Genomic DNA, 22,002 nt, shown 5'->3' with positions numbered 1-22,002 from the left:
AGTGAAACGATGCATCGCCGATGGTAGTGTGGGGTTTCCCCATGTGAGAGTAGGTCATCGTCAAGATTAAATTCCGAAACCCCAATTGCGAAAGCAGTTGGGGTTTTGTTTTGCCCGCAGGAAAGTTCGTACAGCATTCTCGGACGCCTTACGGCTGCCCTCGCCAGTCGAGAATGCTAAGGTTCAGCCCTAGCTTTTGTATTTTTCCAAGGAAGCCTTATGCCGGACACACAGTCCCTCAACGCTGCATTCATGGTGGTTCAGAGCAACAGCCTGGACGAGCTGCGCAGCCTTGTGATCAGCATCATGCGGCGTTATCCGCTAGCTCCCTTGGAGAACGAAATTGCGCTCGTGCAGAGCAACGGTATCGCCCAATGGCTCAAGCTGGCTCTGGCAGAGGATCCCGAAGAAGATGATTTGGGCGGCTGCGGTATTGCTGCGGCAATTGATGTGCAATTGCCGGGTAGTTTCATGTGGCAGCTATATCGCATGGTTCTTGGGCGAGATGAGATCCCGGCCAAGTCCTTGCTCGACAAGACCCCTCTGACCTGGAGGCTGATGCGCCTGTTACCGCAGGTCATCGACCTGCCGCATTTCGACCCCCTGCAACGATTTCTGACCCATGACACCGACTTGCGCAAGCGCTACCAGTTGTCCGAGCGACTGGCGGATCTGTTCGATCAGTATCAGGTGTACCGTGCCGACTGGCTCGAAGATTGGGCCGAGGGGCGCCATCAACTACGAAATGTCAGGGGGGAGGTGAAACCGCTGCCCAGCACCAGTTGCTGGCAGGCAGAGCTATGGCGTGCATTGCTTGAAGATGTCGGTGAGCAAGGCATGGCTCAAAGTCGGGCTGGCGTGCACCAGCGATTCATCGAGTGCATCAACAACCTTGAAAAAGCACCGACAGGCTTGCCGTCACGGGTAATCGTTTTCGGAATCTCCTCTCTGCCTGCACAAGTACTCGAAGCATTGGCTGGGCTGGCCCGTTTCAGCCAGGTCCTGCTCTGCGTACACAATCCTTGCCGTTATCATTGGGCCGATATCGTTGCCGACAAGGATCTGTTGCGTCATCAATACAAGCGTCAGGCTCGCAAGAGCGGCATGCCCGCAGTGCTGGATCCGGAGTCACTGCATCAACACGCCCACCCGCTACTGGCAGCCTGGGGCAAGCAAGGTCGTGACTACATCAATCTGCTCGACAGCTATGACGACCCTGGCAGCTATCGCGCGGCATTTCGCAATGGTCGTATCGATCTGTTCAGCGAAACAATCCCGCAAAACATGCTCAATCAACTGCAGGACGACATTCTGGAGCTGCGCCCGCTCAGCGAGACGCGTGAGCTCTGGCTCGATGTCGATCTGAAGCAGGATCAATCGATTCGATTCCACATCGCGCATAGTGCACAACGTGAAGTCGAGATTCTCCATGATCAGCTCCTGGCTCGATTCAGCGCCAATCCCGATCTTCGCCCCCGCGATGTAATCGTGATGGTGCCCGACATCGACAGTTATGCGCCGCATGTCCGTGCGGTGTTCGGGCAGCTGGATCGTCATGATCCACGGTTCATTCCTTTCACGCTGGCCGACCAGGGGCAACGCGGTCGCGACCCATTGCTGATTGCCGTCGAACATCTGCTCAAACTGCCCGACAGTCGTTTCCCCGTCAGTGAAATACTCGACTTGCTCGATGTGCCGGCGTTACGCGTACGGTTCGGGGTGGAGGAGCGGGACTTGCCGACACTGCATCGCTGGATCGAAGGCGCCGGGGTGCGTTGGGGGATTGACGCTGAACAACGTGCCGGACTGGGATTGCCAAATGAACTGGAGCAGAACAGCTGGCGATTCGGACTGAAGCGGATGCTCCTTGGATATGCGGTTGGTGATTCCAGTGCCTGCGCGGGCATCGAGCCCTACGACGAAATTGGCGGCCTCGATGCCGCGCTGATCGGTCCGTTGTCCGCCTTGCTGGATGCCTTGGAGTACTCGCACCAGCAATTGCTGAAGCCTGCGAAACCTCAAGAGTGGGGGAGTCGGCTACAGGTACTGATGCAGTTGTTTTTCAAAGCGAGCAATGAGCATGACGAATACTTGCTGACTCAACTTGAGGATCTGCGCGAAACATGGCTGGAGACCTGTGAATCTGTCGGACTGGAAGATGAGTTGCCGCTGACCGTTGTTCGCGAGGCCTGGCTGGCCGGGCTGGATCAAGGGCGCTTGTCTCAACGGTTTCTGGCCGGTGCGGTGAATTTTTGTACCTTGATGCCGATGCGGGCAATTCCCTTCAAGCTGGTTTGCCTTCTGGGCATGAACGATGGCGATTATCCCCGGGCACAACCACCGCTGGACTTCGACCTGATGGGCAGCGATTACCGGCCGGGAGATCGCTCCCGCCGTGAAGATGATCGCTATCTGTTGCTCGAAGCATTGCTGTCTGCTCGCCATGAGCTGTACATCAGTTGGGTTGGACGCAGCATTCGTGACAACAGTGAACGGCCACCCTCGGTGCTGATCGGTCAGTTGCGCGATCATCTCGCCAATGGTTGGCGAACAACTGATGAAAGTGCGGATTTGTTGCATGCCATGACCCAGGAACACCCGTTGCAGCCATTCAGTTCACGTTACTTCCATGAAGGTGATGAACTGTTCAGCTATGCCAATGAATGGCAGGTGCTGCATCAACGTCATGAGCCTGATGAAGTGAAAGGAATGCTTGAACCCCATGTCCAGGATGAGCCGCTCGGCCTTGCGCTGCTGCAGGATTTTCTGCGTAACCCGGTTCGACACTTTTTCACTCAACGCTTGAAGGTTTACTTCGAAGCGGCACAAGTACCTCAAGCCGATGAAGAGCCCTTTGTGCTGGATGCCTTGCAGCGATACACCCTCAGCAGCAGCTTGCTCGACGCGGCCTTGAGGTATCCGGAGAGTGTTGAACAGGCGCTTGAGGCTCAGGCTCGGCGCCTGCAAAACAGCGGGCTGCTGCCCATGGCGGGATTCGGAGAGTGCCTGCAACGAGAGCTGATCGAACCGCTTCCCGACTTGCTGCACCGCTATCAACAACTGCTGACGCTTTGGCCTACTCCGCTGACCAGTGCGCTCCCGATCAATCTTGAATGGCAGGGATTACGTCTGGAAGGATGGCTTGGAGGTTTGCATCAACGCGACGATGGCGGTGTGCTGTCGGTGACGACGATTCCCAACAGTATCGGCTCGATCAAAAGCCGCAAATGGCACCGTCTGATCAAACCGTGGGTCGATCATCTGGTCGCCTGTGCGAGTGGGCTTTCCTTGACCACAGCACTGGTCGCCAGTGATGACACTCTCTTGCTTGAACCGATGGAACAGGATCGGGCGTGGCGGGTACTCGAAGACCTGCTGCTCGCCTGGCAGGCAGGAATGCGTCAGCCACTTCCGGTTGCGGTGAAAACCGCTTTTGCATGGCTGGGCCAGAGCGACCCGCTGAAGGCCGAAGCCGCTGCACGCAAAGCCTATGAAGGTGATGGCCAGACCAGCGAAGGCGAGAGACGCGAAAGCCCCGCATTGGCGCGGCAGTTTCCGGATTACGATGCTTTGCTGGTCGAGGAGACATTCCCCGATTGGTGTAACGCTCTATACCGCCCGCTGCTCGAAGCCCCCTGGCAATCATTGGCCAGCGAGGGAGGACGTTCATGAGTACACAGCAGCCACTTGCCCTGGCGTTTCCATTGAAGGGCAGTCAACTGATCGAGGCCAGCGCGGGTACTGGCAAGACGTTCACCATCTCCGCGTTGTATCTGCGCCTGATCCTTGGTCATGGAGGCGAAGCGAGTGGCTTCGGTCGCGAGCTGCTGCCACCGCAGATTCTAGTAGTGACCTTCACCGATGCGGCAACCAAGGAGTTGCGCGAGCGCATCCGCACACGTCTGGCAGAGGCCGCACGCTTCTTCCGTGACGAGACGCCGCCTCCTGATACGTTGATCGATGAGCTTCGCGCGCAGTTCGATCTCCAGCAATGGCCGGGCTGCGCCAACCGCCTGGACATCGCCGCGCAATGGATGGACGAGGCAGCGGTCTCGACGATCCACAGCTGGTGTCAGCGAATGTTGCGCGAACATGCGTTCGACAGCGGCAGCCTGTTTACCCAGACCCTGGAAACCGACCACAGTGATCTGCTCGGCGAAGTGCTTCGGGATTATTGGCGGCTGTTCTGCTATCCGATGCAGGGTGATGCCCTGAATTGGGTTCGTACTAACTGGGGAGGTCCGGCCGCCCTGTTGTCTCGTGTACGTGCTCTCTTCGGCACTGAACGTGACGGCAAGGAAGACAGATCTCCGGCCGAGATGATCGATGAGTGCCTGCAGGAACGCCGCGCAGCATTGGTTGAATTGAAGAAGCCCTGGCAGCAGTGGGCGGATGAGTTGCTCGCCATTTGTCATCAGGGCGTTGCCAGCAAGACAGTCGACGGACGCAAGATGCAAGCCCGCTACTTCGAGCCCTGGTTCGAGAAGCTCAAGGCCTGGGCTGAGGACGAGTCACTGGAACAACTGGATATCGGTACCGGATTTACCCGGCTGACGCCGGACGGCATGGCCGAGGCCTGGAAAGGCGAGCCCCCGAGTCATCCGGGACTGGACGCGATGTCGAGGCTCAAGTCGAGTCTCGACGGGCTGCCGACGCCTGACGCGGCTGTGTTGCAGCACGCCGCCAAATGGGTAGGTGCGCGCTTTGAGGAAGAGAAGCGCAGACGTGCCGAAATGGGCTTCGATGACATGCTGCTGCGCCTCGACGCAGCCTTGCGATCCGAAGGCGGCGAGCGTCTCGCCGCGCTTATCCGCGAGCAGTTTCCGGTCGCCCTGATCGACGAATTTCAGGACACGGATCCGGTGCAGTACCGGATCTTCGAGAACATCTATCGCATCGAGGAAAACAATCCCGAGACCGGACTGTTTCTGATCGGGGATCCGAAGCAGGCGATCTATGCCTTTCGGGGCGCGGACATCTACACCTACCTGCGCGCGCGAATAGCCACCGCAGGGCGACTGCATACGCTGGGTACGAACTTCCGCTCGAGCCACGGGATGGTCCGCGCAGTAAACCAGGTGTTCGAGCGCGCCGAGTCCCGTGAACAGGGACGCGGTGCGTTTCTGTTTCGAGAGAAAGACGGTGACAACCCGGTGCCGTTTCAGCCTGTGGATGCTCAGGGACGCAAGGAGCATTTACATATTTCCGGGCAAGACGTTCCGGCGCTGAACATCTGGCGTTTATCTACCGAGCAGCCAGTCTCCGGTGCGGTCTACCGTCATCAGCTGGCGGCGGCCTGCGCCAGTGAAATTACTTCCCTGCTCAATGGCGGACAAGCCGGCAGCGCGGGTTTCGCGCAGGACGGCAAGGATTTTCGCGGGCTGCAACCGGCGGACATCGCAATTCTGGTGCGCGATGGCAAGGAGGCCCAAGCGATACGCGGTGAGCTTGCCGCCCGAGGAGTGCGCAGCGTCTATCTGTCGGACAAGGATTCAGTCTTCGCGGCTCAGGAGGCCCATGACCTTCTGGCCTGGCTCAAGGCCTGTGCCGAGCCGGATGTCGAGCGCTCGCTAAAGGCAGCCCTGGCCTGCATTACCTTGAATCTGCCGTTGGCTGAACTCGAACGCCTGAATCAGGATGAACTGGTCTGGGAAGCACGAGTCATGCAATTCCGGGTCTATCGCGAGATCTGGCGCAAACAAGGCGTGCTGCCGATGTTGCGGCGCTTACTGCATGACTTCCATCTACCGCAAACCCTGATCGCTCGCAGTGATGGTGAGCGGGTGCTGACTAACCTGTTGCACCTGTCAGAGTTGTTGCAGCAGGCGGCCTCTGAACTGGATGGCGAGCAGGCACTGATCCGGCACTTGGCCGAGCACCTTGCGTTGTCCGGTCAGGCGGGTGAGGAGCAGATCCTGCGCCTTGAAAGTGACGAGCAACTGGTCAAGGTCGTGACGATCCACAAGTCCAAGGGGCTTGAGTATCCGTTGGTGTTTCTGCCCTTCATCTGCTCGGCCAAACCCGTGGACGGCAGCCGGCTGCCGGTGCATTACCACGATGCATCCGGCAAGGCTCAGGTCAGTCTGAAACCGGATGCCGAGCTGATTGCCCTGGCCGACAATGAGCGTCTGGCGGAGGATCTGCGTTTGCTCTACGTCGCCCTGACCCGGGCACAACATGCATGCTGGCTTGGTGTGACGGACCTTAAACGCGGCAATAACAGCAGCTCGGTCCTGCATCTTTCAGCATTTGGCTATCTGCTGGGTGGTGGCGAATCACTGAGCGAGTCCAGCGGTCTGACCCGCTGGCTCGACGATTTGCAGCAACATTGCCCAGCGCTGAGCGTCGTGGAAATGCCACTGGCAACCAGCGAGCGCTACCAGCCACCACGCAATGAAGCGACCCCAAGTGCCACGTTGATCCCCAAGCGCAAGGCCAGCGAAAACTGGTGGATCGCCTCCTATAGCGCATTGCGCATCAGTGATGTGCTGAGCGTAGGCAGTGATGAAGCACCGGACAGTCCCCAGGCGCAGAAGCTGTTCGACGACGAGCGCCTCGAGCCCGATGCCCCTCGCGAGATCATTCCGGGAGGCGCCGAGATTCATCGTTTCCCCCGAGGGCCGAATCCGGGGACGTTTCTCCATGGATTGCTCGAATGGGCAGGTGATGAAGGTTTCGCGGTTTCGCGCGAGTCGCTGGAAGACGTAATCGCCCGGCGCTGCAATCGTCGTGGCTGGGAAGGCTGGATCACGACTCTCAGCGACTGGTTGCAGCATCTGCTCAAATCGCCGATGCCGGCAGGCGCCGGTCGACCTTCAGTCGTGCTGGAGCAACTGAAACAGTATCGGGTCGAGATGGAGTTCTGGTTCGCCAGCCACAAGGTCGATGTCGTCAGACTCGACGAGCAGGTGCGCAAGTTCACCCACAACGGCGTTGCCAGGGTGGCCGCCGAAGCCGTGCAACTCAACGGCATGTTCAAAGGCTTCATCGACCTGACCTTTGAGCATGATGGTCGTTACTACGTGGCGGATTACAAGTCCAACTGGCTGGGCGTCGATGATGCCGCCTACACCGAGCAGGCCATGGAGCAGTCGATTCTGGAAAACCGTTACGACCTGCAATACGTGCTTTATCTGCTGGCATTGCATCGCCAGCTCAAGGCCCGTCTCGCCAATTACGATTACGACCGGCATGTGGGCGGTGCGCTGTATCTGTTTTTGCGCGGTATCCGGGCAGACAGCGGTGGCGTGTATTTCACGCGGCCGCCACGGGAGCTGATCGAGCGTCTGGACCGGATGTTCCAGGGCAAGCCGGAACCGAAAGCCGAGCCAGTGTGGGAACAGGGAGAATTGCTATGAGCCGCACCTTCGCGCACTTGTCGCCGATTGCGCTGGATGCAGACAGTCTTGCTCGACTGACGCCCCTGATGCAGGCCGAGGACTTGCTGCAGTTGCTGACCCACTGGGTAGAGCGAGGGTGGCTGCGGGCTCTGGACAAGGCATTCGTGACGTTTCTTCATGAGTTGGTGCCAGACGTCGACCCGCTGGTTCTGCTTGCCGCGGCTTTGACCAGTCACCAGCTTGGTCATGGTCATGTGTGCCTGGATTTGTTCGAAACCCTCAAGGCTCCTGACTTTGCCTTGTCCCTGCCACCTGAGGGTGATGCGCAATCCGGTGTGTTGTTGCCATCGCAATTGCTTGAGTCACTTGACGGCGCACACTGGTGCAAAGTGCTGGCCGGCAGCCCTCTGGTGGCGCTGGCTGCCGACGAGAGTGAGTCTGCACGGCAATGCCCTCTGGTGCTGTCCGGTAAGCGCCTGTACCTGCGCCGGTACTGGACCTATGAACGACGCATCGACTCGGCACTGCGCCAACGTTTGGCAGAGCATGAACCGACGCCGGGCGACCTGTCGCAGCGTCTGGACGAATTGTTCGGGTCGGCAAAGAAAACCGGCGTGATCGACTGGCAGAAACTCGCCTGCGCACTGGCGACCCGAGGTGCCTTCAGCATCGTCACGGGCGGGCCGGGCACCGGCAAGACCACCACGGTCGTGCGTTTGCTGGCCTTGCTTCAGGCTCCCGCCGTCGAAGCCGGTCAGCCTCTGCGTATTCGCCTGGCCGCGCCTACGGGTAAAGCGGCAGCGCGGCTGACTGAGTCCATCAGCCAGCAAGTGCAATCGCTGGAGGTTGCCGAAGCCGTTCGGGAGAAGATTCCTTCCGAGGTGACTACCGTTCACCGCCTGCTCGGCAGTCGTCCCGGCACTCGGCACTTTCGCCATCACGCGGGCAACCGCCTGCCACTGGATGTGCTGGTGGTGGATGAAGCATCCATGATTGATCTGGAAATGATGGCCAACCTGCTTGATGCGTTGCCGTCACATGCTCGTCTGGTGTTGCTGGGCGACAAGGATCAACTGGCCTCTGTCGAGGCCGGTGCGGTGCTGGGGGATCTGTGCCGTGATGCCGAGGCGGGTTGGTACAGTCCGCAGACACGTCAGTGGCTGGAGTCCGTGAGCGGGGAGTCCTTGCATGACGCCGGTTTGCACGAAGACACGGACGGTACGCACCCGCTGGCGCAGCAAGTGGTGATGTTGCGTCACTCGCGGCGTTTCGGCGAGGGCAGTGGCATCGGCCAGCTTGCGCGCCGGGTGAATCAGCAACGGCCGAATGAGGCTCGCCACTTGCTGGCAGCGCGAAGCCATGACGACGTGTATTCGCTGGCACTCAAGGGAGAGCATGACCATGCACTGGAACGCCTTGTTCTGGACGGGCATGGCGAGGGACCTCACGGTTATCGGCATTACCTGAGCGTCTTGCGCAATCAGCGCCCGCCTGCCGGTGCACCTCTTGAGCATCCCGGTTGGCTCGATTGGGCGCGAGCAGTCCTGCAGGCGTTCGATACGTTCCAGTTACTGTGCGCCGTGCGCAAAGGGCCGTGGGGTGTCGAGGGGCTGAACCTGCGAATCACCGAAGCACTGCTCAAGGCACGGCTGATCGACAGCGACCAGCAGTGGTATGAAGGCCGTCCGGTCTTGATGACCCGCAATGACTATGGCCTGGGGCTGATGAACGGTGATATCGGTATCGCTCTCAAACTGCCCGAACGAGATGGACCGAACGCCGGTGAACCGGTGCTGCGGGTGGCGTTCCCGCGTAACGATGGGCGCGGTGGGGTGCGGTTTGTGTTGCCGAGCCGGCTCAATGATGTTGAAACCGTGTACGCCATGACGGTGCACAAGTCGCAAGGCTCGGAATTTGCCCATACCGCGTTGATCCTTCCCGACGCTCTGAATCCGGTGTTGACCAAAGAACTGATCTACACCGGCATTACCCGAGCCAAACACTGGTTCACCTTGATCGAACCGCGAGCCGGGGTATTCGAGGAAGCGGTGCAGCGCAAGGTGAAGCGCTTGAGCGGTTTGATGCTGGAACTGGAGGAGGGCGCGGCGCTTCGAGGGTGAAGTTGCCAGTGATTGCCGGCGTTATCTGACCGACCGGTCAGAGGGGGCTGTATCGCTGGCGTTCCAACGCTGTGCTATCGTTGCGGCATCATTTCGTAACGATCCAAGAGAATCCCTGCATGAAGCTGGCTGTCTGGGCGACAGAGCGCGTAGTTGGCAGCAAGCGAGCGTTGCTTGCCGTTCTGCTCTGTTTGCTCACAGGCGGGGTTGCTGCCCAGCCGCAAACACCGGTCGGGATGGCTGAACAACGGGCCAAATCCGTCACTCAGGTAGTCCTTGGCATCCTCAGTTATGCCCGTTGGCCGGTCGAGCCTGCCCAATTGCGCCTGTGCATCGTCGGTCCCACCGAATACACCGATGATCTGCTGAAAGGCACGACCCAGGCTACGGGCCGGCCTGTCACGGTGCGTCGCCTCCTGGCCGACAACCTGTCCATCGTCAGCGAGTGCGATGCGGTGTATATCGGCAAGCTCACCGCCGATGAGCGCAGCCGATTGTTCGCTTCGCTGATCGGTCACCCGGTATTGAGCATCAGCGAGGGCGGCGATCAATGCACGGTCGGCAGTCTGTTCTGCCTGCGGGTCGGTGATGAGCAGGTGTCGTTCGAGGTCAATCTCGACTCCGTCGCCCGCAGCGGCGTGCGCATTCATCCTAGCGTGCTGCAGTTGTCGCGCCGCAAGCCGGCGGCTCCATGAGACGCGACAAATCCACAGGGCGTCCGACCCTGGGTTCGGTCATCGGCCGCGGGCACTTGATCGTGGCGCTGGTTGCCGTGGCGATGGCCAGTGTGTCCCTGACCCTGCTGGGCGTGCTGGCGCTGCGGGTCTATGCCGATCACAACCTGCACCTGATCGCTCGTTCGATCAGTTACACCGTGGAAGCGGCGGTGGTGTTCAACGACAAGCCTGCCGCGACGGAGGCGCTGGCGTTGATCGCCTCGACCGAAGAGGTGGCGGACGCGCAGGTGCTGGACAGTCAGGGTCAGTTGCTGGCGCGATGGCAGCGACCGGAAAACGGTTTGTTTTCCGGGTTGGAAATGCAGATCACGCGGATAGTGCTGGAAAAACCGATCAGCCTGCCGATCCTGCATCAGGATCGCGAGATCGGCCGGATCCTGTTGATCGGTCACGGCGGCAGCCTGATGCAGTTTCTGTTGAGCGGTCTGGCGGGCATCATTCTCTGCACGGCGATCAGCGCCTGGGTGGCGCTCTTTCTGGCGCGCCGTCAGTTGCGCGGGATCATCGGCCCGCTGCACAGCCTGGCGGGAGTGGCCCACGCCGCCCGCAGTGAACGGGCACTGGACCGGCGGGTCCCACCGGCGAAAATCGCCGAACTCGACAACCTCGGCAACGACTTCAACGCTCTGCTCGATGAGCTTGAGTCGTGGCAGACCCACCTGCAAAACGAGAACGAAACCCTTGCCCACCAGGCCACTCACGACAGCCTCACGGGACTGCCCAACCGGGCGTTTTTCGAAGGGCGCCTGATTCGTGCATTGCGCAGTGCCAACAAACTCAACGAGCGCGTGGCGGTGCTGTTTCTCGACAGTGATCGTTTCAAGGAGATCAATGACAATTTTGGCCATGCGGCCGGCGATGCGGTGTTGGTGGCTGTAGCGAACCGGGTGCGCGCGCAGTTGCGCGAAGAGGACCTGGTAGCGCGTCTGGGCGGCGATGAATTTGCCGTGCTGTTGACGCCGTTGCACAAGACCGAAGACGCCGAGCGCATTGCCGACAAGATTCTCGCCAGCATGGACACCCCGATTGCATTGCCGGGCGACACCAGTGTGGTGACCTCGCTCAGTATCGGCATTGCGGTTTACCCCGACCATGGCGCCACGCCCGGCACCTTGCTCGATGCGGCCGACGCCGCGATGTATCAAGCCAAACGCCTGTCCCGCGGCGCCCAATTCACGGCCGGGTCGGAGCACCCGGTCGATCCCGTTCAAACCAGGAGCTGATGCCCGTGTTCTCACTTTCCTTTCGACTGATTTCCACCCTGTTACTGACCGCCATGCTGGCCCTTACCGGTTGCCAGACCGCTCCGCAAAAAGGCCTGACACCGGCGCAGATTGCCGTGCTCAAGCAGCAGGGCTTTGAACTGACCGACGACGGCTGGGAGTTCGGCCTGTCGGGCAAAGTGTTGTTTGGCAGCGACATCGAAAGCCTGAACAAGCAAAGTACCGAAATCGTCGAGCGTATCGGCAAGGCCTTGTTGGGTGTAGGCATCGAGCGGGTTCGCGTGGATGGCCACACCGATGCCTTGGGCAAGGAAGCCTACAACCAGCAGCTGTCGCTACGCCGAGCGAAGAGTGTGGGCAAAGTGCTGACCACGGTCGGCATGAAGGAAGAGAACATCCAGCTGCAAGGCCTCGGTAGCCGCGAGCCGGTAGCCTCCAACGACACCGCCGCCGGCCGCACCGAAAACCGCCGGGTGTCGATCGTGGTCAGCGCCGACTAGTCGGCGAACTGCATCTCCCGGGTCTGTCCCATCAACAGCGCCTGATTGCGCTCGGTCACTTCGCGGATGTAATCCCACAACAGGGTGATCCGCTTCAACTTGCGCAGGTCCTCCCGGCAGTACATCCAGAACTGCCGGGTGATGTCGATTTCCTCCGGCAACACCGGCAACAGGCGCGGGTCCTGGGCCGCGAGGAAACACGGCAGAATCGCCAGTGAACGCCCCTGCTGCGCCGCCACGAATTGCGCGATCACGCTGGTACTGCGCAAGTTCGCGCTGGCGCCGGGCACCACGTTCGCCAGATACAGCAGCTCCGAGCTGAACGCCAGATCATCCACATAACTGATGAATTGATGCTTGCCCAAGTCGGCGGGGCGGCGGATCGGTGGGTGTTTGTCGAGGTATTCCTGGGTCGCGTAGAGCTGCAGGCGGTAGTCGCAGAGTTTGCAGCACACGTACGGCCCGTGCTCCGGGCGTTCGAGGGCGATGACGATGTCGGCTTCGCGTTTGGACAGGCTGATGAAGTGCGGCAACGGCAGGATGTCCACCGAAATTGCCGGGTAGGCATCGACGAAGTGGCTCAGTTGCGGGGTGATGAAGAAGCTGCCGAAACCCTCGGTGCAGCCCATGCGCACATGCCCGGACAGCGCGACGCCGGAGCCGGACACCTGCTCGCAGGCCATGTGCAGCGTACTTTCGATCGACTCGGCGTAACTCAGCAGACGCTGGCCTTCGGCGGTCAGCACGAAACCGCTGGTGCGGGATTTCTCGAACAGCAATGTGCCCAATGCCGCTTCCAGCGAACTGATTCTGCGCGACACGGTTGTGTAGTCCACCGCCAGACGTTTGGCCGCGGTGCTGGCCTTGCGGGTACGGGCGACTTCGAGGAAAAACTTGAGGTCGTCCCAGTTCAGCGAGCCTAAAGACGTGATGTTTTTTTGCATGATGGACGGGCTTATATGTGCGTTCTTATTAGAAGTTTGCACATCTATACTCCAAAAACAGTCCGACAACCAATTCGCGACACACGCCTCATCTCAAGGCGAACCTTTCGCCTTGGCTCCCAAGATAAAAACAATTTCTGGAGACCAGCATGAACGCATCGCTTACGCCCAACGAAACCACGATCCAGAAGGTCAAGCTGCTGATCGACGGTGAGTGGGTCGAGTCGCAGACCACCGAGTGGCACGACATCGTCAATCCGGCGACCCAGCAGGTGCTGGCCAAAGTCCCGTTTGCCACCGCCGCTGAAGTCGACGCTGCCGTCAGCGCCGCCCAGCGCGCTTTCCAGACCTGGAAGCTGACCCCGATCGGCGCACGCATGCGCATCATGCTCAAGCTGCAAGCGCTGATCCGCGAACACTCCAAACGCATCGCCGTTGTACTGAGCGCCGAGCAGGGCAAGACCATTGCCGATGCCGAGGGCGATATTTTCCGCGGCCTGGAAGTGGTTGAGCACGCGTGCTCCATCGGCAGCCTGCAGATGGGCGAGTTCGCCGAAAACGTCGCCGGTGGCGTCGACACTTACACACTGCGCCAGCCGATCGGCGTTTGCGCCGGCATCACGCCGTTCAACTTCCCGGCAATGATTCCGCTGTGGATGTTCCCGATGGCCATCGCCTGCGGCAATACCTTCGTGCTCAAGCCGTCCGAACAGGATCCGCTGTCGACCATGCTGCTGGTGGAACTGGCCATCGAAGCCGGTATTCCGGCCGGCGTATTGAACGTGGTCCACGGTGGCAAGGACGTGGTTGATGGCCTGTGCACCCACAAGGACATCAAAGCGGTTTCGTTCGTTGGTTCGACCGCGGTCGGCACCCACGTTTATGACCTGGCCGGCAAGCACGGCAAGCGTGTGCAATCGATGATGGGCGCGAAGAACCATGCCGTGGTGCTGCCGGACGCCAATCGCGAGCAAGCGCTCAATGCCCTGGTCGGCGCCGGTTTCGGTGCGGCCGGTCAGCGTTGCATGGCCACTTCGGTGGTGGTGCTGGTGGGCGCGGCCAAACAGTGGCTGCCGGATCTGAAAGCGCTGGCGCAGAAACTCAAGGTCAACGCCGGCAACGAGCCGGGCACCGATGTCGGCCCGGTCATTTCGAAAAAGGCCAAGGCTCGGATTCTCGATCTGATCGAAAGTGGCATCAAGGAAGGCGCCAAGCTTGAGCTGGACGGTCGCGACATCAGCGTTCCGGGCTACGAGAAAGGCAACTTCGTCGGCCCGACCCTGTTCTCCGGGGTGACCACCGACATGCAGATCTACACCCAGGAAATCTTCGGCCCGGTGCTGGTGGTGCTGGAAGTCGACACCCTCGATCAGGCCATCGCGCTGGTCAACGCCAACCCGTTCGGCAACGGCACCGGCCTGTTCACCCAGAGCGGCGCGGCGGCGCGTAAATTCCAGACTGAAATCGACGTTGGCCAGGTTGGTATCAACATCCCGATTCCGGTGCCGGTACCGTTCTTCAGCTTCACCGGTTCGCGCGGTTCGAAACTCGGCGACCTCGGCCCGTACGGCAAGCAAGTGGTGCAGTTCTACACCCAGACCAAAACGGTCACCGCGCGCTGGTTCGATGACGACAGCGTCAACGACGGCGTGAACACCACCATCAACCTGCGCTGAGGAATGGCCATGAAAATCGCATTTATCGGTCTGGGCAACATGGGCGCGCCGATGGCGCGCAACCTGATCAAGGCCGGGCATTCGCTGAATCTGGTGGATCTGAACAAGACCGTGCTGGCGGAACTGGAGCAACTGGGCGGCACCATCCGCGCCTCGGCCCGTGAGGCCGCCGAAGACGCAGAGCTGGTGATCACCATGTTGCCGGCCGCCGTGCATGTGCGCAGCGTCTGGCTCGGTGAAGACGGTGTGCTGGCCGGGATCGGCAAAGGTGTGCCGGCGGTGGATTGCAGCACCATCGATCCGCAGACTGCGCGCGACGTGGCAGCCGCCGCTGCCAAGCAAGGCGTGGCGATGGCCGATGCACCGGTGTCCGGCGGCACCGGCGGCGCCACCGCAGGTACGTTGACCTTCATGGTCGGCGCCACTCCGGAACTGTTCGCCACCCTGCAACCGGTGCTGGCGCAGATGGGCCGTAACATTGTGCATTGCGGTGAAGTCGGCACCGGGCAGATCGCCAAGATCTGCAACAACCTGTTGCTCGCTATTTCGATGGTCGGTGTCAGCGAGGCGATGGCCCTCGGCGATGCGCTGGGGATCGATACCGGTGTGCTCGCCGGGATCATCAACAGCTCGACCGGTCGTTGCTGGAGTTCGGAAATGTACAACCCGTGGCCGGGCATCGTCGAAACGGCGCCGGCCTCCCGTGGTTACACCGGTGGCTTCGGCGCCGAGCTGATGCTCAAGGATCTGGGGCTGGCCACTGAAGCGGCGCGTCAGGCTCATCAGCCGGTGGTGCTCGGCGCGGTGGCGCAGCAGTTGTATCAGGCGATGAGTCAGCGCGGGGAAGGGGGCAAGGACTTCTCGGCGATCATCAACAGCTATCGCAAGCCGCAGTAATCGTCGTCAGGCCTGTGCTCGGCACAGGTCTGTATTGCCGGGAAATCACGTCGGGTGGTTTCCCGGCTTTTTTGTATCAGGCGAACACGAAATACTTGCGCACGGTCTCGACCACTTCCCAGGTGCCTTTCATGCCCGGCTCGACCACGAAGATGTCCCCGGCACGCAGATGGATAGGCTCCATGCCGTCCGGGGTGATGACGCAGTAGCCTTCCTGGAAATGGCAGTACTCCCACTTCACGTAGTCCACGCGCCACTTGCCTGGCGTGCAGATCCAGGTGCCCATGATCTTGCTGCCGTCTTCGCTGGTGTAGGCGTTGAGATTGACGGTGTGCGGGTCGCCCTCGAGCTTCTCCCATTTGCAGGCGTCGAGTACGGGCAGCGGGTGGGTGTCGCGCAGAACGGTGATAGGTGCGGGCATGACGGCTCCAGGTCAAAGGCAGTTTGAGTCGCCACCGTAACGTGGGTGAACACCGTCGGAATGTCTGGGTTCGACCTCCAGATGCCCGTTAGCGCTGAGCGGAAAAACCCGATAAAGCCGTAATTTGCACCAATGCTGTGCATATATGACGGTTTTAATACAAGCGCGCACCATAAAAGTTCAATAAATTTTTAGACCAAAACGAGATAACCATTCTGACACCTATTGCAAAACAAAATCGTCTGTACTATAACATTCGTACTAAAGGACAATCCCACCCTGATGGAGCTACGCGAGAGTCACGGACAGACTTGAATCGGCTTTTCTTCACATGTAACTGACTTGGCCTTCGGCACAAGCGTGAACGTCTACCTGTTGTTAATGAATAACGACAATTGAATGAACCGGTCAGTTAATAAGTTGCGCAGACGCAATGTCGTGCGTGCTTTGAATGGAAGCCCTAAATAAACAGTTAATTATTATTTGTGCTGCGGCGGAATTATATCTGCGGGATGCGCACGCCTATCGAATTTTTATGTGCCCGGCATCAATGGAATGAGGCTTTATTGTGGACGACATAAATGTAGTTGAAGTTTCGACGACCGTGAATGACGCGAGTGAGTTGGGCCGGCATGTCTGGATTCGTGCTGGCAGCCGCCTGCAAAACGTTCAGGTCGCCGATGATTGTTTCATCGGATTCAAGTGTGATCTGCAGTTCACTTCAGTTGGCGCGTCCAGCATGTTTGCCACTGGCGCACGTTGCCTGGGAACGGCGCAAGCACCGGTGCAGATTGCCGAAAACGTCTGGCTGGGCGCCAAGGCCACCGTGACCGCCGGGGTTTCCATCGGTGCGGGAGCGGTGATCGCAGCCGGGGCGCTGGTGACGGCGGATGTGCCGGCCGATGCCATCGTGGTCGGTCGCCCGGCGCGGGTCATCGCCCAGCGCACGGTCGTCGAGGACGGTCTGCCGAGCCCGGCACCTGTGCTGGCCAAAGTCCGGGACCGGGCGCGTCAGGGCTTGCCGTCGATGCTCGATCGTTCCACGCAGTCGGTGTCGCGCCTCAAGGCGTTGAACCCCGACACCGCGACCTGGGACATCAGCGACGAAGCCCTGATCGATGCCGAATTGCGCGGCGGTGCTTCGGTGGAAATCGCCCGGGACTGCATTCTGATCGGGCGCAGCAGCCGTCAGGGCGGCATGTCGCAACTGGGCGGCATCGAACTGGGCTCCGGCGCCCGACTGGCGCCGGGCGTGGTTATCGAAGCGGCTGGCGGAGTGACCATCGGTGCCTTCAGCGAGCTGGCCGAAGGCGTCACGATTGTTGCGTCCACTCATGATCATTCGTTCCGCTCACTGCCTTGGGAGGAGGCACCTGTGCGCATTGGAAGTCGTTGCGTAATTGGCGAGGGCGCCATCTTGGTAGGTCCACTGAATATCGGTGACGGTGCAGTTATCAAACCGTACTCAGTGGTGATAAGGGATGTATTGGAAAACACTGTGGTTCATGGCGTTGTTCAACTAATGGAGATTCAAGAATGATTTTATTTGCCCCTAATCCAACCGGTTCAGGCCACAACATGCGCGCGCTTTCAATCGCTCAGGCGATTAAAAAGCAACGTCCGGACATGCCATTGACCGTGGCACTGGCTTCTTTGCAGCCGACTTTTACGCCGATGTTCGAAAAGTCCGGCGTTGAAGTGGTGGATATTGCCGGCCGTCTGGTCGACTACTCGAAAAAGAGCAACTTGTCGAAAGAACTCGACTGGAATAATTACATCGGCGGTTATATCGCCAATACCTTCCTGTCTGGCGAGCGGATTCTGTCTTACCTGGCCCTGATTGACGAGTACAAGCCGACCGCCCTGGTGTCCGACTACAACATGGCCGCCTGCCTGGCCGCGATTTTCAGCGGCACGCCGCTGGTGTTCGTGACCGAGCGTTATGACTTCACCCTCTGCCAGCTGCAGGATCACGACCTGGCCGACGGCGGTTTCGAGGTCAACTCGCTGGAAATGGCCCGGGCCCGCACCGCGCTGCACAGCCAGTTCAACTGGATGATCAATCAGAGCCAACTGGTGCTGACCGACAAGCCGTACGTGGCTTCACTCGATCAGGGTACGCCGGTGGCCGAAGCACTGAACAGTGGCAAGGCGCATTTTGTCGGGCCGATGATCCGCGACATCAATGTGCAGACCGGCTTGAACGTACGTGAGCAATTGAACCTCGGCGATGCGCCGTTCGTGGTTGCCTCGATCAGCGGCACCACCATGTTTGCGCAGAACAAGGACGCGCTGCTCGCCGCCTACCTCGACAGCTTCAAGGTCCTGCGCGAACGCAATCCGGAACTGAAGCTGGTGTTGCTCGGCCGTCAGGATATCCAGGCCCAGGACGGCGTGGTTTGCGTGCCGTACTACCCGGACTGGATGGGCCTGCTGCGTGAAGCCAGTCTGCTGATTTCGGCGCCGGGCTGGATCACCGTGACGGAAATCGCCGCACTGCAGATTCCGACCCTATTCGTGCTGCCGTCCAAATCCGAGTACCACGAACTCGAAGCCCTGCGCCGTCTGGAGTTGCTCGGTTTCCCGACGCATCTGGGTCACGATCGCGACGCCATCGTCGAGCTGATTCAGGGCGAACTGGAGAAGGACACCCGCGCTTCGGCCTATTACGCGCCTCATCGCCAGGTGGCCGCACCGGACGGCGAAGGTGCCGCCCGCGCCGCGACGCGCATCATCGAGTTGTGCCAGGGCAGCGTTGTGTCGCTGACCGCAAGCAAAGCCGCTTAACCTCAAGGAAGAGGGATTTACCATGCCGCTGCATCCGCAGTTTGTATTTGATCAAGGCCTCAAGGACATTGAGTACGGCGGTTTTTTTGCTGTCACCGATGCCAGTGGCGAAGTCGCGATTTCCACTGACAAACAGTTGCAGGACCAGGTCGCGGCCACGCTCTACCAGGCCGACTACGGTGACGATGTTCAACTGCGTTTTGCCCACGACGGGCTGATGCGTTTGTACGATGCGCCGAACGCCGGTTTCCACGAGCTCGCTGACCGCTACTGGACGCCCCACGGTTCGGGGCGTTGCCGGACGCTGGCGCTGCAACTGGACGCATTGGCTGCGCTGATTGCCTATCAGCGTCGAGTGCCGCAGGACGCGGCGAACGATGCGGTGATCCACGGCATGCTGGAAAAGGTCGAAGCGCTTTACGCCCGTTCCACGGTTGCGGGTCTGTACAGCAGCGACTGGTCGACGCCGCTGGAGCTGGCGACCTCGATCGATCTCGACATCAGCGCCACGGCCTTGCTGGGGCGCATCGGCAACGAGCCGTTGGGTCTGGGGCTGGTCGGGCACTTGCAGATTCACGCAGAAAACCTTATCGGTCGCGTGGCCGGCAGTGACAGTGCATCCTGTGTCGATGTGTCCCTGACCCGCTGCGCCGTGCGCGCTCAGGTCAGCCTGGTGCTGGCGCGTCTGGCCGATGCGCGGGACGACAACGCGCTGTCGAACCTGGCTCGTTCATTCCTGCTGCAAACCCTGGCGCTGTTCCGCGATCCGGCCTACGGCGGCTACTGGGACCGGGTCGGGATCAACGGCAAAGTGCGTTGCGACTGGCACACCTCGTACAAAAATCACGAGTCGCCATTCCCGATCAAGACCGCCTACGACGTCGCGTTGCTGTTGCAGGCCATTCAGGCTTTGCCGTCCGGCGCGAGCGACGCTGATCGCGCTTCGGTGACGGCTGCTTTGCTGGAGTTTCACGACGCCCGCAATGGCGGACTGTTCATGGGCAAGGGCTACTTCTGGTCGACGCCGGATGACCCGACCGTGCCGTTCATCCGGCAGTTCTGGGCGCCGCCGCGTCAGTTGGGGATCTTCAGTATCGGCAACCTGACGTACCTGCCGTTGCACTTGAAGAGCCTGAAAACCCAGCTTGCCGCTGCCCACGCCTTGCAGGCCATCGCGCCGGCCGCTGCCGTTGCTCATCATGACGATGCGGCGTTGGTAAACCGTGAGCTGCAAGTGATCGATGGCGGTGGCGACGTCCAGCGCATTCACCCGAATGGCGTGCCGAGCATCAATGTCGATCTGCAGCGTTATCTCGCCTGGCTGGCCAAGGCCCGGGCGTCGAACGAAACGCCTTACGGGCTGACCGCCGAAACAGCGCCGCTGGGCTTCCGGGCCGACAAGACCTGGCAGGTGTTTTCCGGGCTGCACGTGATTTCGGACTTGCACGCCCTGGGCCTGCAAATCGAAAACAAGGCCAGCCTGATCGACTGCATCAGGGCTTCACAAAACACCGACGGCGGATTCGCCGAGCAGCCGGGGCATTTGAGCGATGTGTTCGCGACCTACTGCGCGGTGTTGTCGCTGCGAGTGCTGGGCGCGCTGCCGAACGATATCGGCGGTTGCGTGCGTTACCTGCAAGCGTGCCAGAACCCCGATGGCGGGTTCGGCGATGTGCCGGGTTTCGGCTCGGACATCTGGCACACCAACCTGGCAGTGCTGTCGCTGCATGCGCTGGAAGCCAAGGCGCCGGACGAGCAGGGCGTGATGGCGTTTGCCCTGCGCTGCCGCTCCACCGACGGCGGTTTCGCCAACAAGCCCGGATATCCTCCAGACGCGTTTTCGGTGTACCGCGTGGTGTCGACGCTGTTCATTCTTAACCGACGCATCGTCGATGCCGAACAGACCGTCGCCTGGCTGCAAAAGCTGCAACTGGCCAACGGTTCGTTCCATTACCGGCCGGGCAAAGCAGTCAGTCTGGTGGGCACTTACATGGCCATCGCGGCGATGTTTCTGCTCGACGCCCAGCCGACGTATTTGCAGGAATCGAAAGACTGGATCGCTTCCCATCAGAAGCAGGACGGTGGATTCGGCCCGCTCAACGCAACCTCGGCGACCACTGACGAAAGCTTCGTCTGCATCCAGACGCTGCTGATTCTCGAGCAAGGGCTGTCGCAATACTGGGTGGCATTGTTGAACTGACCCGCACATGACGGCGGGCAGCATCGAAGGACGTTAAATCATCATTCTGCCAGGGGAGGCGCTGATGAAAATTTTAGTGACAGGGGGCGCGGGCTTCATTGGCTCGGCCGTGGTGCGGTTTCTGATCGAAGAGACCGAATGCGAAGTGATCAACGTCGACAAACTGACCTACGCCGGCAATCTCGAGTCGCTGGCCGATGTGTCCGACTCGCCGCGTTATCGGTTCTGTCAGGTGGACATCTGCGACAAGCCGGCGCTGGACGAACTGTTCGCACGGCTGCAACCGGATGCGGTGATGCACCTGGCCGCCGAGTCCCACGTGGACCGCTCGATCGATGGCCCGCAGGCCTTCATCGAAACCAACATCGTCGGCACCTACACGATGCTCGAAGCGGCGCGTGGTTACTGGAACCGGCTGGACGCGACGCGTCAGGTGGCGTTCCGTTTCCATCACATTTCCACTGACGAAGTGTATGGCGACCTGGAACCCGAAGATCCGGCGTTCACAGAACGCACGCCGTATGCGCCAAGCTCGCCGTATTCGGCGACCAAGGCAGGTTCCGATCATCTGGTCCGCGCCTGGCATCGCACCTATGGTTTGCCGGTGGTGATGAGCAATTGCTCGAACAATTACGGGCCTTATCACTTCCCGGAAAAACTGATTCCTCACGTCATTCTCAATGCGCTGCAAGGCAAGCCGCTGCCGGTGTACGGCGATGGCGCACAGATCCGCGACTGGCTGTTCGTCGAGGACCACGCCCGTGCCCTGTATGCGGTGGTGACGCGCGGTGAGGTCGGGCAGACCTACAACATCGGCGGCCACAACGAGAAGACCAACCTGGAAGTCGTGCAAACCCTGTGCGATCTGCTCGAAGCGCGCGGTGCGGAAAAACCGGCAGGTATCGCGCACTTCCGTGACCTGATCACCTTCGTCAAGGATCGTCCGGGCCACGACAAACGTTACGCCGTCGATGCTGGGAAAATCCACGCGACGCTGGGCTGGACGCCGCAGGAAACCTTCGAAAGCGGCATGAAGAAAACCGTCGACTGGTATCTGGATAACCGCGCCTGGTGGGTGCGGGTGATGTCCGGTGCCTACGCGCTGGAGCGCCTCGGCGAGCAACGCAACGAAGCCCTCGTGGCCTGAACACTCAGTC

General features: G+C 60.3%; 14 protein-coding genes. 12 read left to right on the top strand and 2 right to left on the bottom strand.

Features of this window, described 5'->3' with window-relative positions:
• The first annotated feature begins 219 nt into the window (after window positions 1–219).
• The 6 genes from recC to DXT77_RS14525 all read left to right on the top strand — a co-directional run bounded on the left by recC (window position 220) and on the right by DXT77_RS14525 (window position 11,920).
• On the top strand, window positions 220–3,672 hold the full coding sequence (recC, locus tag DXT77_RS14550) for an exodeoxyribonuclease V subunit gamma (RefSeq protein ID WP_119428102.1): 3,453 nt from the start codon (window positions 220–222) through the stop codon (window positions 3,670–3,672).
• Window positions 3,669–7,358: an exodeoxyribonuclease V subunit beta gene (gene recB / locus DXT77_RS14545; RefSeq protein WP_119428101.1), complete on the top strand. Its 3,690-nt coding sequence runs from the start codon at window positions 3,669–3,671 to the stop codon at window positions 7,356–7,358. Before recC ends, recB begins: the two co-directional genes overlap by 4 nt.
• Complete coding sequence (gene recD / locus DXT77_RS14540; protein ID WP_119428100.1) at window positions 7,355–9,460, top strand: exodeoxyribonuclease V subunit alpha; 2,106 nt, start codon at window positions 7,355–7,357, stop codon at window positions 9,458–9,460. Before recB ends, recD begins: the two co-directional genes overlap by 4 nt.
• Before the next feature lie 119 nt (window positions 9,461–9,579).
• Window positions 9,580–10,155: a YfiR family protein gene (locus tag DXT77_RS14535; RefSeq protein WP_119428099.1), complete on the top strand. Its 576-nt coding sequence runs from the start codon at window positions 9,580–9,582 to the stop codon at window positions 10,153–10,155.
• Window positions 10,152–11,420 carry a diguanylate cyclase domain-containing protein gene (locus DXT77_RS14530; protein ID WP_119428098.1) on the top strand — a complete coding sequence of 423 codons (1,269 nt, stop codon included), beginning with the start codon at window positions 10,152–10,154 and terminating at the stop codon, window positions 11,418–11,420. Before DXT77_RS14535 ends, DXT77_RS14530 begins: the two co-directional genes overlap by 4 nt.
• Window positions 11,420–11,920 carry an OmpA family protein gene (locus DXT77_RS14525; RefSeq protein WP_178083469.1) on the top strand — a complete coding sequence of 167 codons (501 nt, stop codon included), beginning with the start codon at window positions 11,420–11,422 and terminating at the stop codon, window positions 11,918–11,920. Before DXT77_RS14530 ends, DXT77_RS14525 begins: the two co-directional genes overlap by 1 nt.
• Here DXT77_RS14525 and DXT77_RS14520 read toward each other — a convergent pair.
• The gene (locus DXT77_RS14520) at window positions 11,917–12,864 is read right to left on the bottom strand and encodes a LysR family transcriptional regulator (RefSeq protein WP_114881330.1); all 948 of its coding nucleotides are present in this window, start codon (window positions 12,862–12,864) and stop codon (window positions 11,917–11,919) included. The two genes, DXT77_RS14525 and DXT77_RS14520, sit on opposite strands and share 4 nt — an antisense overlap.
• Before the next feature lie 149 nt (window positions 12,865–13,013).
• On the opposite strand from DXT77_RS14520, the gene DXT77_RS14515 reads away from it, so the two are divergent.
• On the top strand, window positions 13,014–14,540 hold the full coding sequence (locus DXT77_RS14515) for a CoA-acylating methylmalonate-semialdehyde dehydrogenase (RefSeq protein WP_011332335.1): 1,527 nt from the start codon (window positions 13,014–13,016) through the stop codon (window positions 14,538–14,540).
• 9 nt (window positions 14,541–14,549) lie between these two features.
• Window positions 14,550–15,437 (top strand): 3-hydroxyisobutyrate dehydrogenase, encoded by an 888-nt coding sequence (gene mmsB / locus DXT77_RS14510; RefSeq protein ID WP_085713193.1) that lies wholly within the window; start codon window positions 14,550–14,552, stop codon window positions 15,435–15,437.
• Window positions 15,438–15,513: 76 nt separating this feature from the next.
• Here the strand turns inward: mmsB and DXT77_RS14505 are convergent, their stop codons facing one another.
• The gene (locus tag DXT77_RS14505) at window positions 15,514–15,858 is read right to left on the bottom strand and encodes a cupin domain-containing protein (RefSeq protein ID WP_007953863.1); all 345 of its coding nucleotides are present in this window, start codon (window positions 15,856–15,858) and stop codon (window positions 15,514–15,516) included.
• A 739-nt stretch (window positions 15,859–16,597) separates the two neighbouring features.
• On the opposite strand from DXT77_RS14505, the gene DXT77_RS14500 reads away from it, so the two are divergent.
• The 4 genes from DXT77_RS14500 to rfbB all read left to right on the top strand — a co-directional run bounded on the left by DXT77_RS14500 (window position 16,598) and on the right by rfbB (window position 21,992).
• The gene (locus DXT77_RS14500) at window positions 16,598–17,398 is read left to right on the top strand and encodes a DapH/DapD/GlmU-related protein (RefSeq protein ID WP_256662946.1); all 801 of its coding nucleotides are present in this window, start codon (window positions 16,598–16,600) and stop codon (window positions 17,396–17,398) included.
• Window positions 17,399–17,436: 38 nt separating this feature from the next.
• Window positions 17,437–18,645 (top strand): hypothetical protein, encoded by a 1,209-nt coding sequence (locus DXT77_RS14495; RefSeq protein WP_225739940.1) that lies wholly within the window; start codon window positions 17,437–17,439, stop codon window positions 18,643–18,645.
• A gap of 22 nt (window positions 18,646–18,667) precedes the next feature.
• Window positions 18,668–20,845 (top strand): prenyltransferase/squalene oxidase repeat-containing protein, encoded by a 2,178-nt coding sequence (locus DXT77_RS14490; protein ID WP_119428095.1) that lies wholly within the window; start codon window positions 18,668–18,670, stop codon window positions 20,843–20,845.
• 64 nt (window positions 20,846–20,909) lie between these two features.
• Entirely contained in the window at window positions 20,910–21,992 is a 1,083-nt protein-coding gene (rfbB, locus tag DXT77_RS14485) for a dTDP-glucose 4,6-dehydratase (RefSeq protein WP_218568654.1), read from the top strand.
• The last annotated feature ends 10 nt before the right edge of the window (window positions 21,993–22,002 follow it).

Source organism: Pseudomonas sp. 91RF (assembly GCF_003576265.1).
Taxonomy (GTDB): Bacteria; Pseudomonadota; Gammaproteobacteria; order Pseudomonadales; family Pseudomonadaceae; genus Aquipseudomonas; species Aquipseudomonas kribbensis.
This window is presented reverse-complemented; position numbering and strand designations above follow the sequence as displayed.

What these genes read in the sequence shown, in the direction of transcription:
- recC (WP_119428102.1), top strand. Translation starts at nt 220, where the DNA reads ATGCCGGACACACAGTCCCTCAACGCTGCATTCATGGTGGTTCAGAGC.
- DXT77_RS14495 (WP_225739940.1), top strand. Translation starts at nt 17,437, where the DNA reads ATGCGCGCGCTTTCAATCGCTCAGGCGATTAAAAAGCAACGTCCGGAC.
- mmsB (WP_085713193.1), top strand. Translation starts at nt 14,550, where the DNA reads ATGAAAATCGCATTTATCGGTCTGGGCAACATGGGCGCGCCGATGGCG.
- recB (WP_119428101.1), top strand. Translation starts at nt 3,669, where the DNA reads ATGAGTACACAGCAGCCACTTGCCCTGGCGTTTCCATTGAAGGGCAGT.
- recD (WP_119428100.1), top strand. Translation starts at nt 7,355, where the DNA reads ATGAGCCGCACCTTCGCGCACTTGTCGCCGATTGCGCTGGATGCAGAC.
- DXT77_RS14520 (WP_114881330.1), bottom strand. Translation starts at nt 12,864, where the DNA reads ATGCAAAAAAACATCACGTCTTTAGGCTCGCTGAACTGGGACGACCTC.
- DXT77_RS14530 (WP_119428098.1), top strand. Translation starts at nt 10,152, where the DNA reads ATGAGACGCGACAAATCCACAGGGCGTCCGACCCTGGGTTCGGTCATC.
- DXT77_RS14515 (WP_011332335.1), top strand. Translation starts at nt 13,014, where the DNA reads ATGAACGCATCGCTTACGCCCAACGAAACCACGATCCAGAAGGTCAAG.
- rfbB (WP_218568654.1), top strand. Translation starts at nt 20,910, where the DNA reads ATGAAAATTTTAGTGACAGGGGGCGCGGGCTTCATTGGCTCGGCCGTG.
- DXT77_RS14535 (WP_119428099.1), top strand. Translation starts at nt 9,580, where the DNA reads ATGAAGCTGGCTGTCTGGGCGACAGAGCGCGTAGTTGGCAGCAAGCGA.
- DXT77_RS14525 (WP_178083469.1), top strand. Translation starts at nt 11,420, where the DNA reads ATGCCCGTGTTCTCACTTTCCTTTCGACTGATTTCCACCCTGTTACTG.
- DXT77_RS14490 (WP_119428095.1), top strand. Translation starts at nt 18,668, where the DNA reads ATGCCGCTGCATCCGCAGTTTGTATTTGATCAAGGCCTCAAGGACATT.
- DXT77_RS14500 (WP_256662946.1), top strand. Translation starts at nt 16,598, where the DNA reads ATGTTTGCCACTGGCGCACGTTGCCTGGGAACGGCGCAAGCACCGGTG.
- DXT77_RS14505 (WP_007953863.1), bottom strand. Translation starts at nt 15,858, where the DNA reads ATGCCCGCACCTATCACCGTTCTGCGCGACACCCACCCGCTGCCCGTA.